Raw genomic sequence first — 23024 nt, 5'->3', positions numbered from 1 at the left:
GGTGTTCAGCCTATTTCCCGAGAGCGGCCGGGGCCGGTGGGGTCAGCAGGCGACGTCGGCGGGCGGGAGCGTGCCGGTGATGCGGCACGCCCGGCCCCCCGGGACCGCCTCCGGTGGTGAGCAGCACGCCGCGCCGCCGGGCGGGGTCGGTCGCGGGCAGCCGCGAGATGGTGATCGTGATCGTCCGGCCGTGGGGACGGCGGTGGTCGAGCGGCACGGTGACCTCCGCGCACGAATCAGCGGGGACGTACGCGCTGATCCGGGGCACATCCCGGGCACCCGCGTGTGAAACTTTCCCCATGCTCCCTGCCTTGACAGGGCCCGCGGACGCTCCGGCACAGCGGCCGGACATCTTTCTTCCCGGGGGTGTGTCCGGATCCGGGGGCCGGCTTCGACGTCCCTGACGAAGCGGTGCGCAGGACGCCCGCCGGAGAGGAGCGAACGGTGAAATACATGATCATGCTGTACGGCTCGCAGCAGGACTACGACGCCCTGGCGGGACGGCCGGGCGACGGGCCCGCCTGGTCGGCCGAGGAGGCCGCGGCCATGCACGCGTTCATGGGCGAGTGGAACGAGGAGCTGGTGAAGTCGGGGGAGTTCGTCGATGCCCAGGGCCTGACCGCCCCCGTCCACGCCCGCAGGATCCGGCTGCGTGAGGGCGTCCCCGTCGTCACCGACGGCCCGTACGCCGAGACCGAGGAGGTCCTGGCCGGCTACACGATCGTCGAGTGCGACAGCTTCGACCGGGCCACGCAGATCGCCGCGCGCCTGGCGAACACTCCCCATCCCGAGAGCGCGGTGGCCCGCGACTGGTATGTGGACATCCGCCCGATCGACGAGTGGCAGGCCGAGCCGGAGCTGTGACGACGCCTGACGGCGAGACCGAGGACCTGCTGCGCCGCCTGGCGCCGCGGGTCCTCGGCGCGGTCGTGCGCCGCTACGGTCACTTCGACGCCGCCGAGGACGCCGTGCAGGAGGCGCTGCTGGCCGCCGCCGTCCGCTGGCCGCAGGACGGCCTGCCGGACAACCCGATGGGCTGGCTCGTCACCGTCGCCGCCCGCAGGCTCACCGACCTGCTGCGCGCCGAGCAGGCCCGGCGCGAGCGGGAGGACACCGCGGGCAGGCGGGCGCTTCCGGAGTGGCGGCTCGCTCCCGCCGCGGACGCTCCGTCGGCGGCCGGGGCCGACGACACGCTGATCCTGCTGTTCCTGTGCTGCCATCCCGCGCTGTCGCCCGCGTCGCAGATCGCCCTGACCCTCCGCGCGGTCGGCGGCCTGACCACCGCGCAGATCGCCCGGGCGTTCCTGGTGCCGGAGGCGACGATGACGCGGCGCATCACCCGGGCGAAGCAGCGCATCAGGGACAGCGGCCTGCCGTTCGGCATGCCCGCCGAGCCCGACCGCGACGCGCGGCTGCGCGCCGTGCTCCACGTGCTCTACCTGATCTTCACCGAGGGGTACGCCGGGGAGACCGGGCTCGGCCGGGAGGACCTGACGGCCGAGGCGATCCGGCTGGCCCGCCTGGTCCACCGGCTGCTGCCGGACGACGGCGAGACGGCCGGGCTGCTCGCGCTGATGCTGCTCACCGACGCCCGCCGCGCCGCGCGTACCGCCCCCGACGGCACGCCGATCCCGATGGCCGAGCAGGACCGCGCCCTGTGGGACGCCGCCGGCATCGCCGAGGGCGCGAAGCTGGTCGAGGCGGCGCTGTCGCGGGGTGCGCCCGGGCCCTACCAGGTGCAGGCGGCGATCGCCGCCCTGCACGACGAGGCGCCGAGCGCGGAGGCGACCGACTGGCCGCAGATCGCGGCGCTGTACGAGGTGCTGGCGGGGATGTCGGACAACCCGGTGACGCTGCTGAACCACGCGGTGGCGGTGGCGATGAGCCGGGGCCCGCGCGCGGGGCTCGACCTGCTCGACGGGCTGGAGGACGACGAACGGCTCGCCCGCGACCACCGCCTGCCCGCGGTGCGCGCGCACCTGCTGGAGATGGCCGGGCAGCGGGCGACGGCCCGCGAGGCCTACCTGGCGGCGGCCCGGCGGGCGGCCACGCTGCCGCGCCGCCGCTACCTGTACGCCCGCGCCGCCCGCCTGGGTGACGCCACCTGACGAGCGCCACCTGACGAGCGACTCGTCCACCAGGTGAAACAGGCGCTGCGGCTGGGTGTGCTGCGGCCCGGCGACCAGCTGCCGACCGCTCGCGAGGTGGTCGAGAGCCTGGCCATCAACCCCAACACGGTGCTCAAGGCCTACCGGGAGCTGGAGCGCGAAGGTCTTGTCGAGGGACGGCCGGGGATGGGGACGTTCGTCCGGCAGGGCATCGCGGGCCCGACCCTCGCCGACCACACCCGGCTGCGACGCGGCCTGGAGGCGTGGGTGCGCGAGGCCCGCGCGGCCGGGCTGGACCACCCTCATGCACGCGGCCGTCGGCCTGCTGCGGCCCGCGCTGGGCGGCGTCCGCGTCGCCGGCGAGGTGGCGTTCGTGGCACAGGACAAGCCGCTGTACGACGGCTTCACCGTCGCCGACATGCTCGCCTTCGGCCGCCGCATGAACCGGCGCTGGGACGGAGAGGCCGCCGCCGCGCGGCTCGCGGGGCCGGGCATCCCGCTGCGGCGGAAGGTGGGCAGGCTGTCGGGCGGCCAGCGGGCGCAGGTGGCGGTGACCCTTGCACTGGCGGGCCTGCCCGACCTGGTCGTGCTGGACGAGCCGCTGGCGAACCTCGACCCCCTGGCCCGCCACGACGTGATGCGTTCGATCATGGCGGAGGTGGCCGAGCGGGGGCTGACCGTACTGCTGTCCTCCCACGTCGTCTCCGACCTGGAGGAGACGTGCGACTGGCTGATCGTGCTCAACGCGGGCCGGCTGCAGGTCAGCGGCGACATCGAGGAGCTGCTCGACGGGCATCTCGTGGTCACCGGGCCGGACGACGCGCCGATCCCGGGAGCGCAGGTGGTGAGCGCGAGCCGCACCGGCAGGCAGGTCAGCATGCTGGTCAGGGGCACACCCCCGCTCGATCCCCGCCACCAGGCGCGCAGGCCGGGGCTGGAGGAGCTCGTCATGGGCTACCTGCGCAGCCCCGAGTCGGCGGCACTGCCCAAGCTGACGGGGGTGGGCGCGTGATCTGGGTGACCTGGCGTCAGCACCGGGCGCAGATCCTCGTGACGGCGGCCCTCCTGGCGCTGCTGGGGATGCTGCTGCTGGGGTCGGCCGTGGAGGCGATCCGGGTACATATCCGAGCACGCCCCGCCCGGCTGCCCCGGGCCCGCCGTGGCCTGCGGAGACCTGGCGGCGGCACTGGAGCGCCGCTACGACGCGGTCTACTCGGTGTTCGGCTGGATGCCGCTGGTGGCCCCCGCGCTGATCGGGGCGTTCTGGGGCGCACCGCTGCTCGGCCGGGAGTACGAGCGCGGCACCCACCGCCTGGCCTGGACCCAGGCGGTGCCCGTAGGGCGGTGGCTGGCGGTCAAGCTGCCGATCCTGGGGGCGGCGGTCGTGGCGGGCGGGCTGCTGCTGTCGCTCATGGTCAGCCTGTGGCGGCCGGTGTTCAGATCGGGGGCCGACTCGACGTTCGGCAACATCGGCGTGTTCAACATGGTCGGGGTGGATCCGGCGGCGTGGTGGCTGTACGCGTTCGCGCTGGGCACCGCGGCAGGCGCCCTGTTCCGGCGTACGCTGCCCGCGATGGCGCTGGTCGTGGCCGGGGTGACGGTGACGATGTTCACCCTGTTCCAGCTGACGACTACTACGCCGAGCCCGCGCGCATCGAGCTGTCCGGCACCGTGGTGCTGGACGATCACGACGCCCGGCTGGTGCGCGCCGCCTGGGTGGAGCCGTCGGGCAGGGAGGTCGGCGACCCGGCTGACGAGCGACCGGGCCGGGGATGATCCAATGGAACGTCGCCGAGGCGCCGCCTCGTCAGCGGACGCTCGTCAGCGGACGCGGAGTGGAGGAGTGATCATGACGGAGAGTCTTGTGGTGGGTTCGATTCGTGATCTGCTGCGGGGGCTTGCGGTCTTCGACACCGAACTGCCGGAGTTCGACGTCGACGCCGCGCCGTCCGACCCGGTCGCCCTGTTCGTGGAGTGGCTGACCTCGGCCGTCGAGGCCGGGGTGCGTGAACCGCACGCGATGTCGCTGGCCACCGCCGACGCCGAGGGACGGCCGTCCTCCCGCGTGTTGATCTGCAAGGACCTCGCGCCGGACGGCACCTGGTATTTCGCGACCGGCGCGGGCAGCCGCAAGGGCCGGGAGCTGGCCGCCACGCCGTACGCCGCGTTGTGCTTCCACTGGCCCGAGCAGGGCCGGCAGATCCGGGTGCGGGGCGCGGCCGGGCCTGCGGACGCCGAGCGCGGCGCGGCCGACTTCCTCGCGCGTTCGCCCGGTGCGCGGGCCGACGCGCTGACCGGCCGTCAGTCGCAGGTGCTCGACGACCCCGCCGACCTCGACGCGGCCCTCCGCGCGGCGCACGCCGCGATCGAGGCCGATCCCGGGGTGGTCGCGCCGGGATGGACCGTGTACGGCGTGCGCGCGGACGAGGTCGAGTTCTGGCAGGCCGACCGCGACCGCCGGCACACCCGCCTGCGCTACACCCGGCAGGACGACGCCTGGGCCCGGCACCGCCTGTGGCCCTGAGACGCGACGCCCGCCTCCACCGGGACCTGTGGTGAGCATGGAGGGACCGCTGAAGCGCCGCCTGGGCCTGGCCGACGCCGTGATGATCGGGCTGGGGTCGATGATCGGCGCGGGGGTCTTCGCCGCCCTGGCTCCGGCGGCGCGGGCGGCCGGGTCCGGGCTGCTGCTCGGGCTGGCCGCCGCCGCGGTGGTCGCCTACTGCAACGCGACCTCCTCGGCCCGGCTGGCCGCGCGTTATCCCGCCTCCGGCGGCACGTACGTGTACGGGCGGGAGCGGCTGGGGGACTTCTGGGGCTACCTGGCGGGGTGGGCGTTCGTCGTCGGCAAGATCGCCTCGTGCGCGGCGATGGCGCTGACCGTCGGCTCCTACGTGTGGCCGGAGCAGGCCCACGCGGTGGCGGTGGCGGCCGTGGTGGCGCTGACCGCGGTGAACTACGCGGGGATCCACAAGAGCGCCTGGCTCACCCGCGTCATCGTCGGGGTCGTCCTCGCGGTGCTGGCCGCCGTGGTGGTCGCAGGTCTCACCTCCGCCGCCGCGGACCCGGGGCGGCTGGACGTCGGCGCCGACGCCACCACCGGCGGGGTGCTGCAGGCGGCGGGCCTGCTGTTCTTCGCCTTCGCCGGGTATGCCCGCATCGCCACCCTCGGCGAGGAGGTGCGCGACCCGGCGCGGATCATCCCCCGCGCGATCCCGCTCGCGCTCGGGCTCACCCTGGTCGTCTACGCGGCGGTCGCGGTGGCCGCGCTCAGCGTGCTGGGCGGCGCCCGGCTGGGCGAGGCGGTCGCGCCCCTGGCCGCCGTCGTGCGGGAGGCCGGGCTTCCCGGCCTGGCCCCGGTCGTACAGGCGGGCGCCGCGGTCGCCGCGACCGGCTCGCTGCTCGCGCTGATCCTCGGGGTGTCGCGCACCACGCTGGCCATGGCCCGCGACCGGCACCTGCCGCACGCCCTCGCCGCCGTGCATCCGCGATTCGGGGTGCCGCACCGCGCCGAGCTGGCCGTCGGCGCGGTCGTGGCGATCCTGGCCGCGACCGCGGACCTGCGCGGCGCGATCGGGTTCTCCTCCTTCGGCGTGCTGGTCTACTACGCCATCGCCAACGCCAGTGCCTGGACCCTCGGCCCGGATGAGGGACGGCCGCCGCGGGCGGTGCCCGTCATCGGCCTGGCCGGGTGCCTGGTCCTGGCCTTCGCCCTGCCGCTGTCGTCGGTGGTCTCCGGGGCCGCCGTGCTGGCGGCAGGCGTCGCCGTCTACGCCCTGCGCCGGGCCCTCACCTGACGCGAACGGCTTGAGACTCGCAGCCGATTACGATGAGCGGATGCGACCCGAAGCCTCAAGCCCGGTGAGTCCACAGGTGAGTCACAGGGCGCTGCGCCCCGTCGACCTGGCCCGGGAGGCGGGGGTCTCCACCCAGCAGATCCGCAACTACGCCGACGCGGGAATCCTCCCGCCCGCCGAGCGGACGGCCGCCGGCTACCGCAGGTTCGACACGCGGCACCGCGACGCCCTGCTCGCCTACCGGGCGCTGGCCAAGGGGTACGGCTGGGAGGCCGCCCGTTCGATCATGCTGGCGGTGCACGACGGCGACCTGACGGGCGCGCTCGCCCTCGTGGACGCCTGCCACGCCGCGCTGCACCAGCAGCGGCTCGCCCTGCGGGCGACGGGGGAGGCGCTCGAAGCGGTGGCCGGGCAGGATCCCGGCGGCCCGGCCGCGCCGCAGTCCGCTCTGCGCATCGGTGAGGTGGCCGCCCTCCTCGGCGTACGCACCTCGGCGCTGCGGGTGTGGGAGTCCGCCGGGCTGCTGACGCCGCAGCGCGAGCCCGGCACCGGCTATCGGTGGTACGGCCCGGCCGAGGTCCGCGACGCCCGCATGATCCACATGCTGCGGCAGGGGCGTTATCCGCTGGCGCGGATCGGGGACGTGCTCGACGGCCTGCGCCGCACCGGCAGCACCGAGGCGCTGCGCGCCGCCCTCGCCGAGCGTGAAGCGGCCCTGGCCGCCACGGCCGTCGCCATGCTCGAAGGGTCGGCCCGCCTGCACGACTACGTCACCGGCTGAGCACGCCTGATTCGCTGATCCTTACGGCCTCCTAACACCTAGACTCCGCGTCACAGGCTCTGGCAGACGGCTCAGAGCCGGCGCCGGAACGGGGCGAGCGTGGCCCGCACCAGGTCGGCGGCGCCCCAGTCGGGGTCGAACTGGGCGATCACCGCCAGGTGCTGGCGCAACTGGATGATCGGCATGCGGTCGCGCCAGTCGCGGTCGAGCCCGGTCAGCTCGGCGTACAGCTCGAAGAACACCTGTGCCTCGGGCGGTGGCGCCGTCGTCCAGATGTGGGCCAGGTCGACCTCGGCCCACGTGTACGACACGGCCGGGTCGATCAGCGCGGGCCGCCCGTCGGGAGTGGCCATGACGTTCTGGGCCCACAGGTCGCCGTGCGTCAGGCAAGCGGGCCTGACCGGCAGCAGCTCGGGCAGCCGGGCGCACAGCCGCTCCAGCGCCGCCCGGTCCGCGCCGTCGAGCGCCTGCCGTACGCGCGGCTCGCCGAGCCAGCGCAGCAGGCGGTGCCGGGCGAAGAACTCGAACCCGTCGTCGTCCCAGGTGTTGACCTGGCGGCGACGGCCCAGCCAGTTGTCCCGGTGCCACCCGAACCGCGGGTGCCGTGTGGTTGTGTGCAGGCGGGCGAGCGTGTGCGCGAACCGCTCCCAGAAGGCCCTGGTGCCCGGCCGGGGCCGCAGCACGGACAGCACGAGCAGGTCGCGGCCCGCGAGGACGACCTCGGGCGTGGCGACGCCACCCGCCTCGCGCAGCACGGTGAGCCCTTCGGCCTCCGCGGCGAAGACGTCGTCCGACGGCGGCTCGCCGAACGCCTTCACGAACACCGGCGTGCCGTCGCCGCGGCGCGCGAGCCCCGCCGTCGCGGCGAGGCCACCGGTGGCGGGCTCGACGGCGGCGACGTCGGTCAGCCCGGCCGCGTGCAGGCGTTCCAGCAGCAGGGACGTCGTGTCGGTCACGGATGAGCTCCTTCTCCTCCCCTGGGGCCCGGACGAGGGCCCCGGAGCCGATCAACCGGTTTCCGCCGCCGTGGCCACTCAGCCGGCGGGGCCGGTGGGGCTGATGGGGCCGGGCCTGGTGCCGATCACGGTGGTCGCGTCCAGTTCCTCGTCGTACGTCAGGCGGGCGGCGAGCCCCGCGCGGGCGACGGCGTCCGCGGTCTTGCGGGCCTGGGCCTCGCTGGTCTCCACCAGCAGGTGGCCACCCGGCGCGAGCCAGCCGTCCGCCCCTTCGACGACCCGCCGCACGATGTCGAGCCCGTCCGCGCCGCCGTCGAGCGCGACCTGCGGCTCGTGCACGCGCGCCTCCGGCGGCAGCAGCCCGATCGCGCCGGTGGGCACGTACGGCGGGCTGGCGAGCAGCACGTCCACCCGGCCCCGCAGGGCGGCGGGCAGGGCCGCGTACAGGTCGCCCTCGTACACTCCACCTCCGGTCAGCGCGGCGAGGTTGCGGCGGGCGCAGCGTACGGCGGCGGGATCGACGTCCACGGCATGCAGCTCGACCGGCCCGACGGCGGCGGCCAGCGCCGCGCCGAGCGCGCCCGAGCCACAGCACAGGTCGACGACGACCGCGCCAGGCCGGGCCAGTGCGGCGGCCTGGCGCACCAGGAACTCGCTGCGCGGCCGGGGCACGAAGACCCCCCGATCGACGGCCACCCGAAGACCGCAGAACTCGGCCCACCCGACGACGTGCTCCAGAGGCAGGCCGCGGGCGCGCTGGTCCACCATGTCATCGAGCTCGGCGGGCGTACGCGCGGCGGAGACCAGCAGACGGGCCTCGTCCTCGGCGAACACGCATCCGGCGGCCCGCAGCCGGGCCACGATCGGGGGAAGAGCGGGGGAGAAGGACAGGGACAAGGGAGAGCCTTTCGATGTGCCGAGGGCGCTCCCGCGGTCGCCTGCCTCTACGCGACCGAACGCATGGGGAGAAGGGAGCACCCGACCTGTTCAGCGGAAATGGGGCTCACCTCCTCGCGTCGTCGCCGCCGTGACCGGCACCCTACACCAGCCCGTACGCGCACCCTCACACCCCGGGCTCGGACGGCAGGGGCAGGAAGGCACGGCCGGGAAAGACGGGGGCTGGAAGGGCCGGGCCCCGAAGTGCCGGGCCCCGAAGGCAGGGGCTGGAAAGGCGGGGCCGGGAAAGGCGGGGGCCGGTCTCCCCGTGACGCGCCGCCTACCCGCGGCGCAGGGGCGGGCGGCGGGCCCAGGTGGCCCAGCGCCACAGCCACTCCAGCGGGCCCTGCCGATAGCGGCGCAGCCACAGGGTGGACCACACCCACTGGACGGCGAGGATGACGCCGGCGATCAGGAGCACGGTCGAGCCCGGCCAGGTGTGCGGCGGACCCTCGAAAGCGAGGCTCGCCACCAGCACCAGGACCGTCGCGGACAGGTAGTTCGTCAGCGCCATCCGCCCGAGCGGCGCGAACACCGTTTGCAGAACCGGCCGCAGCGGGGTCCTGAGCGCGACCAGCAGGACGCAGACGTACACCCCGGCGATCAGCAGCCCGGCCCCGGCCAGCGAGATGCTGAAGGCGCGGCTCACCGAGTCGGACCGGGTCTGGAGCCACAGCACGGGCGCCGCGGCGGCGGCCAGGACCAAGGCGAGCACGGCCGGCACCCGCGCCGACCGCTCCAGCCGGTCGATCATGCCATAGCGGACCAGTGCCGAGCCCAGCAGGAACAGCCCCGCGATCAGGACGAGCCGGTCGCCTCCGATGAGCAGCGACACGGCGACGAACACGGGGGCCAGGGCGGCGACGGCCAGGCGGGGCAGCCAGGTCGAGGGCAGCAGCACCAGCAGGCCGATGGCGGCGTAGGTGCTCAGGATGTCGCCGTGCCACAGCAGCACGAAGTGCGCCACGCCGAGCGCGAGCAGCACCAGGAGCCGGCGCAGCAGGACCACGCGCGGGCGGGCGGTGCGGGCGGCCGCGGAGTCCAGCAGCAGCGAGAACCCGACGCCGAAGAGCAGGGAGAAGATCGGGAAGAAGCGCTGCTCGACGAGCAGGCCCAGCCAGGCGGCCTCAGCGCCCCCGGGATCGGACGTCGCGGTGAACGCGCCGGTCGCGGCGATCGGCTGGACGTTGGCGAGCAGGATGCCGCACAGGGCGAACCCGCGCACGACGTCGAGCGCGGCGATCCGCGGGCGGCCCGCCGAGGTGGTGGCGTGGCCGCCCTCGCCGGGCCGGAGGCGTACGGCGGGGGAGGAGGTGTTCTCACGGTGCATGAGCCCTCATCCTGCGGACGGCGGCCCTTCGCCGTTATCGGCCGGAAGCATGGTTCCGGCCGCCCGCGACCGTACTTCCGGCCGGTTTCTCCGACGGCCCCGACATCGCCGCTCGAACAACGAGGCCCGACCGGCGCGATCCGAAGGGCATTGTTCGAACCGCGTGTGCGTTGAACGGCGCGTTTGAGCGGCCCGGAAGCGATCAGGCCTGGGCGGCTCGCCGTGCCGTCTCCTCCAGCCGGTTCCGGTAGTCCTCCCACCACTTCTGATCGCCGGAGGGCAGGTTGAGACCGCCGTCCCGCAGCCCGGCGGCTCCGTCGATGAGCTCCCTGACGATGTCGGCGTGGCCGACGTGCCGGTTGAGCTCGGCGATCACGTGCACCAGGACCTGGTGCAGCGTCGCCTCGCTCCGCTCGTCCGGCCACCACGGCACACGGCCGGTCGCGTCGATCGCCAGCGCGGCGATCGTGGCGTCCGCGTGCTGCCACACCCGGCGGTACAGGCCGATGATGTCGTCACGCGACTCGTCCTCTGTGGCCCACATGTCCGCGTTGTCCTCGGAGTCGTCCTCCATCCACGGCATCGGTTCGCCGAACGGCCGCCCGAAGACCTCGCCGAAGTAGCCCGCCTCCACCCCCGCGAGGTGTTTGACGAGCCCAAGGAGATTGGTTCCGGTGGGCGTCAGCGGGCGGCGGATCTCATATTCGGAGAGCCCGTCGAGCTTCCACAGCAGAGCGTCGCGGGCGGTTTGCAGATAGCGGTGCAGGTCGTTCTTCGGATCCCATGTGGTCATCCGCGCAGTCTGCCAGCCGGCGCCGACGGCCCGCACCGGAGTTTCCGGGGTCCTGGCGTCACGCGAAACGTCCCGCCCCTGGACGGTGCCGGGGGCGGGACGGGGCGGAGCCGGGGTCACCAGACGATGAAGATGCTCTTCCAGCCGGGCCGGAGCCCTCTTCGCGACGCTCCTTGGCGGGGCTTACTTCAACGCTCGGTCATCGAATGGTAACGCTTCGCACTCGAACCGTCACCCCCTGCGCCCGTCCCCTGCATCCGGCGTTTTCGCGAGAAAGTCCGCGAGGCGGTGTCGGATCGAGGCGGAGGCGTTCGTAGCAGGGGTGAGGCCGCCCACAAGGGCGGCGCCCAGCGGCGCCCAGAGAAGGAAACGCGACCATGAAGCTGACGACCATGACCCAGGTGACCCTCGACGGAGTGATGCAGGGGAACGGCGGCGCGTCGGACGAGGACCTCAGGAACGGATTCGAGCGCGGCGGATGGGCCCTGGGCAAGGGCGACGAGGAGACCCACGCGTACATCAAGGAGACCTACCAGCGCGCCGACGCGTTCCTGTTCGGGCGGCGGACCTACGAGTTGTTCGCCGGGTCGTGGGGGACCATGACGGTCGAGGACGCCCCCGGCTGGGAGCCCGTCGTGCGGGCGTTGAACACCCGGCCGAAGTACGTCGCGTCGGCCACGCTCACCGAACCGGCGTGGCCGGGCACCACCGTCCTGCCCGGCGACCTCGCGACCGCCGTCGCCGGCCTGAAGGCCAGGCCGGGAGGTGAACTGCAGGTGCACGGCAGCGGCATCCTGACCCGGTGGCTGCTGGAGCACGACCTGGTCGACGAGATGACGCTGATCGTCGTTCCCGTCATCGTCGGCCAGGGCGTGCGGCTGTTCCCGGACGCCGGCCCGGACCTCGCGCTCGACCTGATCGAGTCGCGCGCCGACGCCAAGGGTGTGACGATCCAGGTCTACCGCCCGGCGGGGCGCCCGCAGTACGCGACACCGTGACGTCCCCGACCCGTACGCCCTCCCAGCCCCGATGCCACAGGAGATGATCTTCAGATGCGGTACCTGTTCTCCGTGATCCACGACCGCCCCGGCCTCGCCACCCCGGAGGAGGACGCCGCGATCGACGTGTTCAACGACCGGCTCCAGACCGAGGGCCACTGGGTTTTCGCCGGCGGCCTCGCCTCGCCCGGCACGGCCACCGTGGTCGACAACCGGGACGGGGCGGCGATGGTCACCGACGGGCCCTTCCTGGAGTCGAAGGAGTTCCTCGCCGGTTTCTGGATCGTCGAGGCCGCCGACCTCGACGTGGCGCTCAGGCTGGCGGCCGAGGGGTCGAAAGCCTGCAACCGGAAAGTCGAGGTGCGGCCGTTCCTGTGAACAGGATCGACGTACGCGAGGCGATCACCCAGGCCCACCGTACGGAATGGGCACGGGTGGTCGCCGCCCTGACCAGGCGCTTCAGCGACCTCGACATCGCCGAGGAGGCGGCCGCCGAGGCGTTCGCGACCGCCGTCGAGCGGTGGCCGGCCGACGGCGTGCCGCCCAACCCCGGCGCCTGGCTGACCACCACCGCCGCCCGCAAGGCCATCGACCGGATCCGCCGCGAGAGCAAACGCGACGACAAGCACAGGGAGGCGCGGATGGTCCACGACGACGACCCGCCCGAGCCGGTCGGCGTCATCGACGACGACCGGCTCCGGCTGATCTTCACCTGCTGTCACCCCGCACTGGCCATGGAGGCCCGCGTGGCGCTGACGCTGCGCATGGTCGCCGGGCTGACCATGCCCGAGATCGCCCGTGCGTTCCTGGTGGCCGAGAGCGCCATGGGGCAGCGGATCACCCGGGCGAAGGCCAAGATCAAGGCGGCGCGCATCCCCTATCGAATGCCGTCGGCGGAGGACCTCCCGGCGCGCGTCTCCGGCGTCCTCGCCGTCCTCTATCTCGTGTTCAACGAGGGCTACCTGTCCACCGGCCCCGGCGCCGATCCCGTACGGCAGGAGCTGACCGCCGAGGCGATCCGGCTCACCCGCCTGATCCGGGTGCTGCTGCCCGATGACGGTGAGGTGGCCGGGCTGCTGGCGCTGATGCTCCTGACCGAGGCCCGCCGTCCCGCCCGGGTCTCGGCCGGCGGTGACCTGGTCGCCCTCGACGAGCAGGACCGCGGGGCCTGGGATACGGCGCTGATCGCCGAGGGGCACCGGCTGGTGCGCGAGCGCCTCGCCGCTGCCGCCGCCGGGGTGGCCCCGGGCCGCTACCAGATCCTCGCGGCGATCAACGCCGTGCACACCTCCGCCCGTGACATGCGCGACACCGACTGGTCGCAGGTCCTCGCCCTCTATGACCAGCTCGTCCGCATCGATCCCTCGCCGGTCGTCGCGCTCAACCGGGCCGTCGCGGTCGCCGAGCTCGACGGCCCGGAGGTGGCGCTGGCGGCCGTCGACCGGCTTGAGGCCCGGTTGGCCGGTTATCACGCATACCACGCCACCCGTGCCGATCTGCTGCGCCGGCTGGGCCGTGGTCGTGAGGCGCGCGCGGCCTACGACACGGCCATCGGCCTGGCGGGGAACAGCGCCGAGATCGCGTCGCTGACCCGCCGCCGCGACCGGCTCCCGTGACGCATCCCGACCCATCGTGCCCGGGGTCCCGTGACGATCACGCGTCCGGGACCCGGCTCTCGGGCTTGTCGAGCAGGCGCTTGTCGAGCAGGCGCTTGTCGAGCAGGGTCTTGTCGAGCAGGGTGAGGAAGAAGTCCCGCACGTCCCCGGCGAGCAGCTCGGGCACCTCCATCGCGGCGAAGTGGCCGCCGCGCTCGAACTCCGACCAGTGCCGGATGTCGTACCGCCGCTCGGCCGGCGGGTGCGGGCGAGCCGGTCGGTCAGGTCGTCGAGGTCGGCCTGGGGGATGGCGATGCGGAACGGCTTGATCATGGTTTTCGACTCCAGGGGGGTTCGTTCGCCCAGCAAACGTTAGTGTTTTGAACGTTTCACTTTCGAACGATAACACATTCGTTAGTGGGTCGAACGATTCGCCTGGCGTGGGCTTCCTAGGGTTCCTAGGAAAAAACTTAATGGTTTGCCCCGAAATTCGGCTGCCGATAGGTTTTTGCCTATGAGGCCGATCGCCGAGCGCGAGATCCGCGCATCGTTCGTCAACTGCACAAAGGGCGAGGTCAAGCGCCTTGCCGTCCCCAGGGATCTGGACGCGCGGCCCTGGGACGACCTGGACTTCCTGGGCTGGCAGGACCCCTCCTCACCAGGTCGCGCGTACCTGGTCGCCGAGCAGGGCGACCGGCTGGTGGGGGTGGCGCTGCGCCGGGCCGCCCCGAACGCCGGACATGTACGGCGCAGCATGTGCTCGCTCTGCCTGACCACGCACACCGGTGACGGCGTGTCGCTGATGACCGCGCGCCGCGCCGGGGGCGGCGGCAACTCGGTGGGCGCCTACATCTGCACCGACCTGGCCTGCTCCCTCTATCTGCGGGGCAAGAAGGACGTCGGGCCCGGCGGGCGGATGCCGGAATCGCTCACGCTCGAAGAGAAGATCGGCAGGACCGCGGTCAACGTGAGCGAGTTCCTGCGGAAGGTGAGCGGGTGATCGCAGAAGGCGCCCGGGTGGCCGCCGCGTCCCGCGTGCGCGGCGCGACGGCCGTCGCCGGGCGTCAGTGGGTGCGGGCGTCGTACGCCGCGCGGCTGGCGAGCACGTCGTCCATGTGCGTCTCGGCCCAGGTCTTCAGGCCGCGCACCATCTCGTACAGGGAGAGACCGAGGTCGGTCAGCTCGTAGCAGACCGTGACGGGCACGGTCGGCGTCGCGGTGCGGGTGACCAGGCCGTCACGCTCCAGGGAACGCAGCGTCTGGGTGAGCATCTTCTGGCTGACGCCGGCCAGCCGGCGCGCCAGCTCCGAGTAGCGCATCGACCGGGGCTCGCCGGCGCAGCCGGCGTCCGGCTGAGGCGAGCCGCCGCCGCTGCCCAGCGCGGCCAGGATCAGCGCGACCCACTTGTCGGAGATCCGGTCGAGCAGTCTGCGGCTGGGGCACGCCGCGAGGAAGGCGTCGTATTCCGCCTTGGCCTGGGCCCTCTTCTGTGCCGCCGTCATCGTCGCCATCGGCCGCTCCTTCGATCCGGGGTGCCTTACGCACTCTGAAGTGCCTACTTCCTCTCGGTAAGTTGCACCCTAATACTGATGCAGCGAACCGACAGGCACCACCTAGCACGATACGAAGGACAGAGGCATGAGCACGCTCCCGATCCCCGGCGGCACCTGGACCCTGGGCGACCTGACCGTCACCCGGTTCGGCTACGGCGCCATGCAGCTCGCCGGCCCCGGGGTCATGGGCCCGCCCGCCGACCGCGACGGCGCCCTCGCCGTCCTCCGCGAGGCCGTCGAGCTCGGGATCACCCACATCGACACCGCCGCCGCCTACGGACCGCGCGTCACCAACCAGCTGATCCGCGAGGCGCTGCACCCCTATCCGGAATCGCTGCACATCGCGACCAAGGTCGGCGCGACCCGCGACGAGCACGGCGGCTGGCCCCCGGCCCGGCGGCCCGACGACCTGCGCCGCGCCGTACACGAGAACCTCGAAACCCTCGGCCTCGATGTGCTCGACCTGGTCAACCTCCGGCTCGGCGACGCCCGGGGACCCCGGCCCGGCTCGCTCGCCGAGCCCTTCGAGACGCTCGCCGAGCTCCAGAGGCAGGGCCTGATCCGCCACCTCGGAGTCAGCAACGCGACGGCCGAGCAGGTCGCCGAGGCGCGGACGATCGCGCCGATCGTCTGCGTGCAGAACATGTACAACCTCGCCCACCGGCACGACGACGAGCTGATCGACGAGCTCGCCGGCGAGGGCATCGCCTACGTGCCCTTCTTCCCGCTCGGCGGCTTCAGCCCCCTGCAGTCCTCGGCGCTGTCGGCGGTGGCCGGCGGACTGGGCGCGACGCCGATGTCGGTCGCCCTGGCCTGGCTGCTCCAGCGGTCGCCGAACATCCTGCTGATCGCCGGCACCTCGTCGGTGACGCACCTGCGCGAGAACGTCGCGGGCGCCGGGCTCTCGCTCTCCGACGAGGACGTCGCCGAGCTGGACAAGATCGGCCGTTAGCGGCGCAGCCGCTCGGGAGCGGGGATCAGCACTCGGCCGTGGCCCGCTCCACGGTGTCGAACTGGACGAGCGCGCGTTCGAGACCGGTCAGGTTCAGCACCCGCGCCAGCATCCCGCGCGACTGGGCCAGCACCAGGCGGCCGCCGTCCGCGGCGCACCGGTCCTGCAGGCGCAGCATCGTCCGCAGGCCGTACGAGTCGCAGAAGGTGAGACTCCCCACGTCGAGGATCACCTTCCGGTGGCCCGCCTCGTATTCCCGCGTGAACACGTCGTCCAGGTATGGGGCGGTGGCCATGTCGAGCTCCCCGTTGAGAGCGAACACCGCGTGGGGCGGCTTGTAACCGACGTCGATATGTAGCCTTCCCATCTCGTCCTTCCCGATCATGTCAACATGACCGCTCCAGTCGGGGGGTGGCCCTGTGCCCGGATCCAGTCCTGTGCTCGCACCCGGCCCTGCTCGGCCGGTCGCGCCGTTCCTCTTTCGGGACAGGTGCGGACGGCCCGCTCAGGCCCCGGCGGTAGGGCTGAGGCCGGCACATCGCGCTCTCCGCCGTCACGGCGGCTCGCACCTGTCCTCCTGCCGGGAGCGCACCGGCCGTCAGCGGCCGGCATAGGACGGCAGCTCGAACCACATGATCTTGCCGCTGCGGGTGCGGTCGGTGCCCCAGCAGCAGGCAAGCGAGTCCAATATGTACAGTCCTCTGCCGCTCTCGTCGTCCGGGGCGGGCCAGCGCATCCTGGGGATCCCCTCGTTGCAGTCCTCGACCTCGCAGCGCAACAGCCCGTTCACCGTCGAGATCCTCAGGGTGAGATCGTCGCAGCACGTGTGACGCAGCACGTTCGCGACCAGCTCGCTCACCAGGAGCTCCGCCTCGTCGGACACATGTTCCATGCCCCAGGCGCTCAGCTGCTTGCGGATCAGGCGGCGGGCCCGGCCGCACGATGCCGGCCGTGCGGGCAACCGCCACGACGCCTCCTCGAGGTCGGCGCCGTCCACGAGCTGTATCGCCAGGTCGCCGACCCGGCGCCACAGCGTCTCCCAGCGGTCACGCATGGAAGAGTGACGGCGCCCCAGGCCGCCGCCCGGTTCGCGGCCGTACGACGCCGGCATCGGCCCGCTGCCGAGAGGAGAGTAGATCACGCTCACGCTGCACACCCCGCTGCCTTGTGGGTGGGGATGCTCTGTCCGTTGGCCCAGGGCCCGCCGCCGTCGTTCGGCGTGTCCCATCCCTGCCGGAGGCCGGGCACGATCACGCGGGCCTCGTCGCGGTCGGGAACGGCCGCCGGCAGGCACGGCGTGTGGTGCCGGCACATGATGGATTCCCCCTCGCTGTCACGCGGTCTTCAAGAGACTCCCAGACTGCCTGCGCAGGTCGTGGGGTTGGCAGGGGGAAAACACCCATACGGATACGTCTTCCCGACATGTTCGCAAAACGGGCGCCCGGTCGGGGTAGAGCGGGGGTAAAACCGCACCCCCGTCGTGCCGGGTGGCCTTCGGCCCATCGGCAGGGGAAGCGGCCGAATTTCGTGGCTATCGAGAAGTGATCCTCGGAAGTACGCTGACGGTGTGGAGCTGGCCGAGATCCGTAGATATCCGGTTAAGTCGGTTTCTGGGTGGATTGTTGATTCGGCGATCGTGGAGCCGTGGGGGCTGGCGGGGGACCGCCGGTGGGCCGTGGTGGACGAATCGGGCAACCTGCACTGGGTCGGGGAGAACCCGCGGATGCTCTCCGTCGTGGCGACCCCCACCGCCGAGGGCGGCCTCCTTCTCGAGGCTCCCGGCATGCCGGAGCTGAAGGTCCCTCCGGCCACCGGTGAACGCGTCCCCGTCCACTTCGTGGAGGTGGACACGGTGGTCCTCGCCCATCAGGAGGCCCATGACTGGTTCACCCGCCTGCTGGGCAAGCCCGCGCGCCTCGTCTGGCTCGACGATCCCCGCCGCTGCGCCGTACCGGCCTCCCACGGCGGCCTGCCGGGCGACGTCGTCAGCTTCGCCGGGGACGCCCCCTTCCTGCTGACCTCCCGTTCCTCCCTCCGTCAGCTCGACGACTGGATCGCCGAGGGCGCCCTGGAACGTCAGGAGGAGGCGCCCGCCCCTCTCGACATGGCCCGCTTCCGCCCCAGCCTCGTCGTGGACGGCTTTCCGCCCTATGTCGAGGACACCTGGCGCGAGATCCGCATCGGCGCCCTCCGCTTCCGCATGTCCGAGCTCTGCGACCGCTGCGCCGTGCCCACCTACGACCCCACCACCTTGGAGAAGGGCAAGGAACCTATCCGTACGCTGGCCCGTCATCGCCGCTGGGACGGCAAGACCTGGTTCGGTGTCCGCTTCATCCCTCGCGACTATGGCGAGATCAAGGTCGGCGACCCGGTGACCGTCCTCGCCACCCAGCCCTGACCCGGCCTCCGCTGTCACCCGTTGAGCCGAATACGTACGGATCATTCCGGCATATCGGCCTGCCCTAGGGTGGGCGGCATGCCGCTACGACTCGTACAGGTGAACTTCAAGGCCCGGGACGACGCGGCGCTCGGCCGGTTCTGGGCGGACGCGCTCGGCTGGGGTGTCTCCAGTGAGGGGCCCGGGGTGACCAACGTCGAACCCCTGAACTTCACCTGGCCGGACCCTGCCGCCGTGTGCGTCGACGTCGTCGCCGTACCGGACCCCGAGACGGTGAGATATCGCGTGCACCTGGATCTCGCCACCAGCTCCGCGGCCCATCAGGCGGAGCTGGTCGCGCGGTTGCAGGATCTCGGGGCGACGCCCGCCGACGTGGGGCAGGGCGACGTGCCGTGGACGGTGCTGGCCGACCCCGAGGGCAACGAGTTCTGCGTCCTCCGCCCGGCCGCCCTCGGCGGCAATTGAGCGTTTGACAATTCTCGCTCGCCATGGCCATCGGCCGAATGAATAGCCGGCAGCCTGATCCGCACGACGAGAAGTGAGATGTCCATCTCGTTGCGCCGAAGCGGAATTCATGCCCTTGCCATGCCCTTGCCAATGGAGCCGATCTGCCGATAGCCCCGCCGACCTGGGGCGAAGCGTCTTCGGCGGCATAACGAGCGCATGGCCGTTTCGTTTTCTCCGGTGAATGCGGGCGACCATGCGGAGGCGAGCGTTTACGGCAGGCGATTAGAGTCGCGTTCATGGAATGGAGTTATCAATCGGCCGAAGACCTCGCGGCCGCATTGCGTGCCGGTGACGTGAGCTCGGTGGAACTGACCGACGAGGCGATCGCCCGCATCGAGCGGGACGACAAGGCGATCAACGCCGTCTGCGTGCCGGACTTCGACCGTGCGCGGGCCGCCGCGCGCGACGCCGACCGGGCCCGCGCACGTGGGGAGGACCGGCCGCTGCTCGGCATCCCGGTGACGGTCAAAGAATCGTTCGACATCGCCGGGCTGCCCACGACCTGGGGCATGCCGCAGCACCGGGACTTCGTGCCGGCCGAGGACGCGGTGCAGGTATCGCGGCTCAAGGCCGCGGGCGCGGTGGTGCTCGGCAAGACCAACGTGCCGCTGGGGCTGCAGGACATCCAGACCTTCAACGAGATCTACGGCACCACTGCCAACCCCTGGGATCCCGGTCGCACGCCGGGCGGATCCTCCGGCGGGTCGGCGGCGGCCCTGGCGTGCGGGTTCGGGGCGCTGTCCATCGGCTCCGACCTCGCCGGCTCGCTGCGCACCCCCGCGCACTTCTGCGGCGTCTACGCGCACAAGCCGACGCTCGGGCTGGCGGCCATCCGCGGCATGGTCCCGCCGGGCGAGCCGGCCTGGCCGGTCGATCTCGACCTGGCCGTCGTCGGTCCGATGGCGCGCACGGCCCGCGACCTGACGCTCCTGCTCGACGTCATGGCGGGGCCCGACCCGCTGACGTACGGCGTGGCGCACCGTCTGGCGCTGCCGCCCGCCCGCCACGAGCGGCTCGGGGATTTCCGGGTCCTGGTCATCGACGAGCATCCGCTGCTTCCGACCGGGGCCGCCGTGCGGTCGGGCGTGGAGCGGGTGGCCGCCGCGCTGGCCGACGGCGGCGCCCGCGTCGAACGGCACAGCCCGGTGCTGCCCGATCTGGCCGAAGCCGCGACGCTCTACATGCAGCTGCTGGTCTCGGGCACCGTCGCGCGTTTTCCCCTCGAATCGCTCGACCAGCTGCGGGCCCGCGCCGACGAGCTGAGCCCGGACGACGGGAGTCTCAGCGCCGTACGGTTGCGCGCCATGCTGTTCAGCCACCGCGAATGGCTGGAGACGAACCACCGCCGCGAGGTCCACCGCCACGGCTGGCGGCGGCTGTTCGCCGAGTTCGACGTCGTGGTGTGCCCGATCACGCCGACGCCCGCGTTCCCGCACGACCACCACCCCAATCCGCTGGAACGGCTCATCGACATCGACGGCGTCGAACACCCGTACTTCGACCAGCTCGTCTGGGCCGGCCTGGCCACCATGCCCGGCCTGCCCGCCACCGCCGTACCGGCCGGCCGGTCGCCCGAGGGCCTGCCGGTGGGAGTGCAGCTCATCGGCCCGATGTTCGAAGACCGCACCCCGCTGCGGCTGGCCGAACTGCTCGAACAGCGGATCGGCGGCTTCCAGCCACCGGCATGAAAGGCCGGGGCCGAAGGTCCTCCGGGCCGGTGGCTTTCGCCCGGAGCCGCCGCCGCGGCCCGGATGATCTGCTGGGGGCATGGAACCCGCTGTGCGGACCCTGTCCGGGCTGACCGAGGAAGAGGCCGCGCGCCGCCTGGCCGAGCACGGACCCAACGAGATCCCCCAGCCGAAGCCGCCCAACCTGCTCGTGCGGGCCGCCCGCCAGCTCGCGGACCCCATGTCCGTCCTGCTGCTCGTCGCCGGGCTGGTCACGCTCCTCGTGCTCGGCGAGGTGCCCGAGGGCGCGGCGATCCTGGCCATCCTCCTGGTGAACGTCGTGATCGGGGTCGCCCAGGAGACCAAGGCCGACAAGGCCGTGCGGGCCCTGCACACCCTCACCGCGCCGATGGCGACCGTCGTACGCGGCGACGTCGCACGCCGGATCCCGGCGGCCGAGGTCGTGCCGGGCGACATCGTCACCGTCGCGGCCGGGGACAGGGTCCCCGCCGACGCCCGGCTGGTCGAAACCAGCGCGCTCGCGGTGGACGAGGCGCTGCTGACGGGGGAGTCGCTGTCGGCCGACAAGCGCGCGGGCGGCGCGGCGGGCCCGCACGTGCCGCTGGGCGACCGCACCGGCGAGATCTTCTCCGGCACGCTCGTCGTGCGCGGCTCGGGCACGGCCGAGGTGCTGCGTACGGGATCCGGCACCGAGGTGGGGCGCATCGCCACCGCCCTCGGCGGCGGGGGCAAGGGGCCGCTGGAGATCGAGCTCGGCCAGGTGTCGCGGCGCATCGGCCTGCTGGCGGTCGCGGCGGGAACGCTCATGGTCCTCATCGGGCTGACCCGGGTGAGCCGTGGCGAGGCCACCCTGATCGACATCATCCTGGCCGGGGTGGCGCTGGCCATCGCCGCGGTGCCCGAGAGCATGGCCGCCGCCGTCACCACCGCGCTCGCCATGGCCGCGCAGCGGATGGCCCGCCTCGGAGTGATCGTACGCAGGCTGCCGGCGATGGAGGCCCTGGGCGCCACCACCGTCATCGCCACCGACAAGACCGGCACGCTCACCACCGGCCACCTGACCGTCGCCGACCACATCGCCGTTCCGGGCGCCGATCTGTGGCGGGCCGCGCTGCGCTGCAACGACGCCCGCGACGGGGTGGGCGACGCGGTCGACGTGGCGCTGGCCGAGGCCGCCGCCCGGCACGGCGTACGGCTCCCGCCCGCGGAGACCCGGCTCGACGCGCGGCCCTTCGACGCCGAGACCCGGTCGATGGCCGTGGTCACCGCGCTGGACGGCGGGCCGCCGCTGCTGACGGTCAAGGGGGCGCCGGAGGTGGTGCTGGCCCGCTGCGCGCCCGGGGGGCAGACCGATCGGCTGGCGGAGGCCGTGCCGGAGCTGGCCCGGCGGGGGCTGCGGGTGCTCGCGCTGGCGGAGGGACGCACGGGCGACCTCGACGCCACCGGGCTGCGCCCGGTCGGCCTGGTCGCGCTCCAGGACGAGATCCGGGCCTCGGCCCGCCAGGCCGTGGCCGACTGCCGGGGCGCCGGCATCCGGGTCGTGATGGTGACCGGCGACCACGCGGAGACCGCCCGCGCCGTCGCCAGGGAGGTCGGGATCGACCCCGAGCCGCTCGTCACCGGCGCGGCGATCGAGGGGGACGGCGGCCGGGCGCGGCTGCCCGAGGCCGCCGTCGTGGCGCGGGTGGACCCGGAGGTCAAGCTCGACCTCGTGCGGGCCCTGAAGGAACGCGGCGAAGTGGTGGCGATGACCGGCGACGGCGTGAACGACGCCCCGGCGCTGCGCCACGCGGACGTCGGCGTGGCCATGGCCGGAGAGGAGGGCACGGACGTCGCCCGCGAGGCCGCCGCCGTCGTGGTGACCAACGGCGAGCTCGGCACGATCGTGACCGGCGTGCGGGAGGGCCGCCGCCTGCGCCACAACGTCGCCTCGATGATCGGCTACCTGCTCGCCGGCAACCTCGCGGAGATCCTCATCGTCCTGACCGGCCTGCTCGTCTGGCCCGACCTGGTCGTGCCGCTGCTGCCGGTGCACCTGCTGTGGATCAACCTGGTCCTGGACGGCATCCCGGCGATCGCGCTGGGTGTGGACCGGCCTGCGGGCGACCCGCTCGCCCTGCGCCCGCGCGGCGACGGGCTGCTGTCGTGGCGGGTGCTGCGCCGCATCCTCGTGCGCTCGGTGGTCGTCGCGGTGCTGGTGTTCGCCATCGTGGAGACGGCCAGGCGGCTCGGCTGGAGCGACGAGCAGGTGCGCACCCAGGCCGTGCTCGCCCTGGTCTTCGCCCGCCTGACCCTCGCGTACGTGGTCAGGGCGCGGCGGCGGACGTTCGAGCGGGGCTGGTGGCACGGCCGGGCGGTGGCGGCGGCCGTGTCGGCCACGCTGCTCCTGCAGGTCCTTGTGACGGCGGTGCCGGTGCTCGGGGCTCCGCTGGCCCTGGTGCCGCTGCCGCCGCTCGGCTGGGCGATGGCCGTGGCCGCGGCCGTGCTCACCGTGCTGCTGTGCGACGCCCTGCGCACGGACGGGATGCGCCGCGGCGAAGCACGAGATCGCGGTCGCCGCCGAAGGGTCACCGCGGAGCCCGGCGGGAGCGGGGACGGGCAGCACGAACCAGGGCGAATCTGAGGGTGGTTT

At 73.1% G+C, this 23024-nt stretch carries 23 protein-coding genes and 2 pseudogenes; 16 read left to right on the top strand and 9 right to left on the bottom strand.

What is annotated here, in order from left to right; translation table 11 throughout:
• Positions 1 to 10: 10 nt before the first annotated feature.
• Positions 11 to 301, bottom strand: coding sequence for a hypothetical protein (locus tag OHB01_RS29770; RefSeq protein ID WP_185949081.1), 291 nt, complete (start codon positions 299 to 301; stop codon positions 11 to 13).
• 152 nt (positions 302 to 453) lie between these two features.
• On the opposite strand from OHB01_RS29770, the gene OHB01_RS29765 reads away from it, so the two are divergent.
• The 7 genes and pseudogenes from OHB01_RS29765 to OHB01_RS29735 all read left to right on the top strand — a co-directional run bounded on the left by OHB01_RS29765 (position 454) and on the right by OHB01_RS29735 (position 6686).
• On the top strand, positions 454 to 864 hold the full coding sequence (locus OHB01_RS29765) for a YciI family protein (protein ID WP_205831041.1): 411 nt from the start codon (positions 454 to 456) through the stop codon (positions 862 to 864).
• On the top strand, positions 861 to 2108 hold the full coding sequence (locus tag OHB01_RS29760; protein WP_328854284.1) for an RNA polymerase sigma factor: 1248 nt from the start codon (positions 861 to 863) through the stop codon (positions 2106 to 2108). Before OHB01_RS29765 ends, OHB01_RS29760 begins: the two co-directional genes overlap by 4 nt.
• A gap of 33 nt (positions 2109 to 2141) precedes the next feature.
• Positions 2142 to 2249 (top strand): annotated as a pseudogene (locus OHB01_RS29755) (GntR family transcriptional regulator); the annotation flags it as partial.
• Positions 2250 to 2412: 163 nt separating this feature from the next.
• The gene (locus tag OHB01_RS29750) at positions 2413 to 3120 is read left to right on the top strand and encodes an ATP-binding cassette domain-containing protein (RefSeq protein WP_147944799.1); all 708 of its coding nucleotides are present in this window, start codon (positions 2413 to 2415) and stop codon (positions 3118 to 3120) included.
• A 147-nt stretch (positions 3121 to 3267) separates the two neighbouring features.
• On the top strand, positions 3268 to 4632 hold the full coding sequence (locus tag OHB01_RS29745) for a pyridoxal 5'-phosphate synthase (RefSeq protein ID WP_315985220.1): 1365 nt from the start codon (positions 3268 to 3270) through the stop codon (positions 4630 to 4632).
• 37 nt (positions 4633 to 4669) lie between these two features.
• Complete coding sequence (locus OHB01_RS29740; protein WP_142651374.1) at positions 4670 to 5905, top strand: APC family permease; 1236 nt, start codon at positions 4670 to 4672, stop codon at positions 5903 to 5905.
• A 76-nt stretch (positions 5906 to 5981) separates the two neighbouring features.
• The gene (locus OHB01_RS29735) at positions 5982 to 6686 is read left to right on the top strand and encodes a MerR family transcriptional regulator (protein ID WP_328854283.1); all 705 of its coding nucleotides are present in this window, start codon (positions 5982 to 5984) and stop codon (positions 6684 to 6686) included.
• A 71-nt stretch (positions 6687 to 6757) separates the two neighbouring features.
• Here OHB01_RS29735 and OHB01_RS29730 read toward each other — a convergent pair whose 3' ends face one another.
• The 4 genes from OHB01_RS29730 to OHB01_RS29715 form a co-directional block, all read right to left on the bottom strand.
• Positions 6758 to 7642, bottom strand: a complete 885-nt coding sequence (locus OHB01_RS29730) for a fructosamine kinase family protein (RefSeq protein WP_142651376.1) — start codon at positions 7640 to 7642, stop codon at positions 6758 to 6760.
• A gap of 78 nt (positions 7643 to 7720) precedes the next feature.
• Complete coding sequence (locus OHB01_RS29725) at positions 7721 to 8539, bottom strand: putative protein N(5)-glutamine methyltransferase (RefSeq protein WP_328854282.1); 819 nt, start codon at positions 8537 to 8539, stop codon at positions 7721 to 7723.
• A gap of 319 nt (positions 8540 to 8858) precedes the next feature.
• Complete coding sequence (locus OHB01_RS29720) at positions 8859 to 9908, bottom strand: DUF418 domain-containing protein (RefSeq protein WP_142651377.1); 1050 nt, start codon at positions 9906 to 9908, stop codon at positions 8859 to 8861.
• Positions 9909 to 10110: 202 nt separating this feature from the next.
• Positions 10111 to 10701, bottom strand: coding sequence for a DinB family protein (locus tag OHB01_RS29715; protein WP_142651378.1), 591 nt, complete (start codon positions 10699 to 10701; stop codon positions 10111 to 10113).
• A gap of 377 nt (positions 10702 to 11078) precedes the next feature.
• On the opposite strand from OHB01_RS29715, the gene OHB01_RS29710 reads away from it, so the two are divergent.
• From OHB01_RS29710 to OHB01_RS29700, 3 genes are read left to right on the top strand one after another with little or no spacing between them, the layout of a single operon-like run.
• Positions 11079 to 11699, top strand: a complete 621-nt coding sequence (locus tag OHB01_RS29710) for a dihydrofolate reductase family protein (RefSeq protein WP_142651379.1) — start codon at positions 11079 to 11081, stop codon at positions 11697 to 11699.
• A 54-nt stretch (positions 11700 to 11753) separates the two neighbouring features.
• On the top strand, positions 11754 to 12077 hold the full coding sequence (locus OHB01_RS29705) for a YciI family protein (protein WP_142651380.1): 324 nt from the start codon (positions 11754 to 11756) through the stop codon (positions 12075 to 12077).
• Positions 12074 to 13315, top strand: a complete 1242-nt coding sequence (locus OHB01_RS29700) for an RNA polymerase sigma factor (protein WP_142651381.1) — start codon at positions 12074 to 12076, stop codon at positions 13313 to 13315. The genes OHB01_RS29705 and OHB01_RS29700 overlap by 4 nt, the downstream gene beginning before the upstream one ends.
• Positions 13316 to 13352: 37 nt before the next feature.
• Here the strand turns inward: OHB01_RS29700 and OHB01_RS29695 are convergent, their stop codons facing one another.
• Entirely contained in the window at positions 13353 to 13487 is a 135-nt protein-coding gene (locus OHB01_RS29695; protein ID WP_396691344.1) for a hypothetical protein, read from the bottom strand.
• A 321-nt stretch (positions 13488 to 13808) separates the two neighbouring features.
• On the opposite strand from OHB01_RS29695, the gene OHB01_RS29690 reads away from it, so the two are divergent.
• Positions 13809 to 14294, top strand: a complete 486-nt coding sequence (locus OHB01_RS29690) for an FBP domain-containing protein (protein ID WP_142651382.1) — start codon at positions 13809 to 13811, stop codon at positions 14292 to 14294.
• Positions 14295 to 14358: 64 nt separating this feature from the next.
• Here the strand turns inward: OHB01_RS29690 and OHB01_RS29685 are convergent, their stop codons facing one another.
• Positions 14359 to 14805: a winged helix-turn-helix transcriptional regulator gene (locus tag OHB01_RS29685; protein ID WP_142651383.1), complete on the bottom strand. Its 447-nt coding sequence runs from the start codon at positions 14803 to 14805 to the stop codon at positions 14359 to 14361.
• 127 nt (positions 14806 to 14932) lie between these two features.
• On the opposite strand from OHB01_RS29685, the gene OHB01_RS29680 reads away from it, so the two are divergent.
• On the top strand, positions 14933 to 15799 hold the full coding sequence (locus OHB01_RS29680) for an aldo/keto reductase family oxidoreductase (RefSeq protein ID WP_142651384.1): 867 nt from the start codon (positions 14933 to 14935) through the stop codon (positions 15797 to 15799).
• A 25-nt stretch (positions 15800 to 15824) separates the two neighbouring features.
• Here OHB01_RS29680 and OHB01_RS29675 read toward each other — a convergent pair whose 3' ends face one another.
• Both OHB01_RS29675 and OHB01_RS29670 read right to left on the bottom strand, forming a co-directional pair.
• On the bottom strand, positions 15825 to 16166 hold the full coding sequence (locus OHB01_RS29675; protein WP_168066490.1) for an STAS domain-containing protein: 342 nt from the start codon (positions 16164 to 16166) through the stop codon (positions 15825 to 15827).
• Positions 16167 to 16397: 231 nt separating this feature from the next.
• Positions 16398 to 16946: an ATP-binding protein gene (locus tag OHB01_RS29670; RefSeq protein WP_168066493.1), complete on the bottom strand. Its 549-nt coding sequence runs from the start codon at positions 16944 to 16946 to the stop codon at positions 16398 to 16400.
• Between the two features lie 333 nt (positions 16947 to 17279).
• Here OHB01_RS29670 and OHB01_RS29665 point away from each other — a divergent pair, with 333 nt between their 5' ends.
• From OHB01_RS29665 to OHB01_RS29650, 4 genes and pseudogenes are all read left to right on the top strand, one after another.
• Positions 17280 to 18197, top strand: a complete 918-nt coding sequence (locus tag OHB01_RS29665; protein WP_315985219.1) for an MOSC domain-containing protein — start codon at positions 17280 to 17282, stop codon at positions 18195 to 18197.
• A gap of 78 nt (positions 18198 to 18275) precedes the next feature.
• Positions 18276 to 18641 (top strand): annotated as a pseudogene (locus tag OHB01_RS29660) (VOC family protein); the annotation flags it as partial.
• A 299-nt stretch (positions 18642 to 18940) separates the two neighbouring features.
• Positions 18941 to 20392 carry an amidase gene (locus tag OHB01_RS29655; protein ID WP_328710041.1) on the top strand — a complete coding sequence of 484 codons (1452 nt, stop codon included), beginning with the start codon at positions 18941 to 18943 and terminating at the stop codon, positions 20390 to 20392.
• A 79-nt stretch (positions 20393 to 20471) separates the two neighbouring features.
• Positions 20472 to 23015 (top strand): cation-transporting P-type ATPase, encoded by a 2544-nt coding sequence (locus OHB01_RS29650; RefSeq protein WP_328710042.1) that lies wholly within the window; start codon positions 20472 to 20474, stop codon positions 23013 to 23015.
• Positions 23016 to 23024 lie beyond the last annotated feature (9 nt).

Origin of the sequence: Microbispora hainanensis (assembly GCF_036186745.1) — a bacterium.
Classification (GTDB): Bacteria; Actinomycetota; Actinomycetes; order Streptosporangiales; family Streptosporangiaceae; genus Microbispora.
The sequence above is the reverse complement of the archived record's forward strand: the minus strand, read 5'-3'. Positions and strand labels throughout refer to the sequence as shown.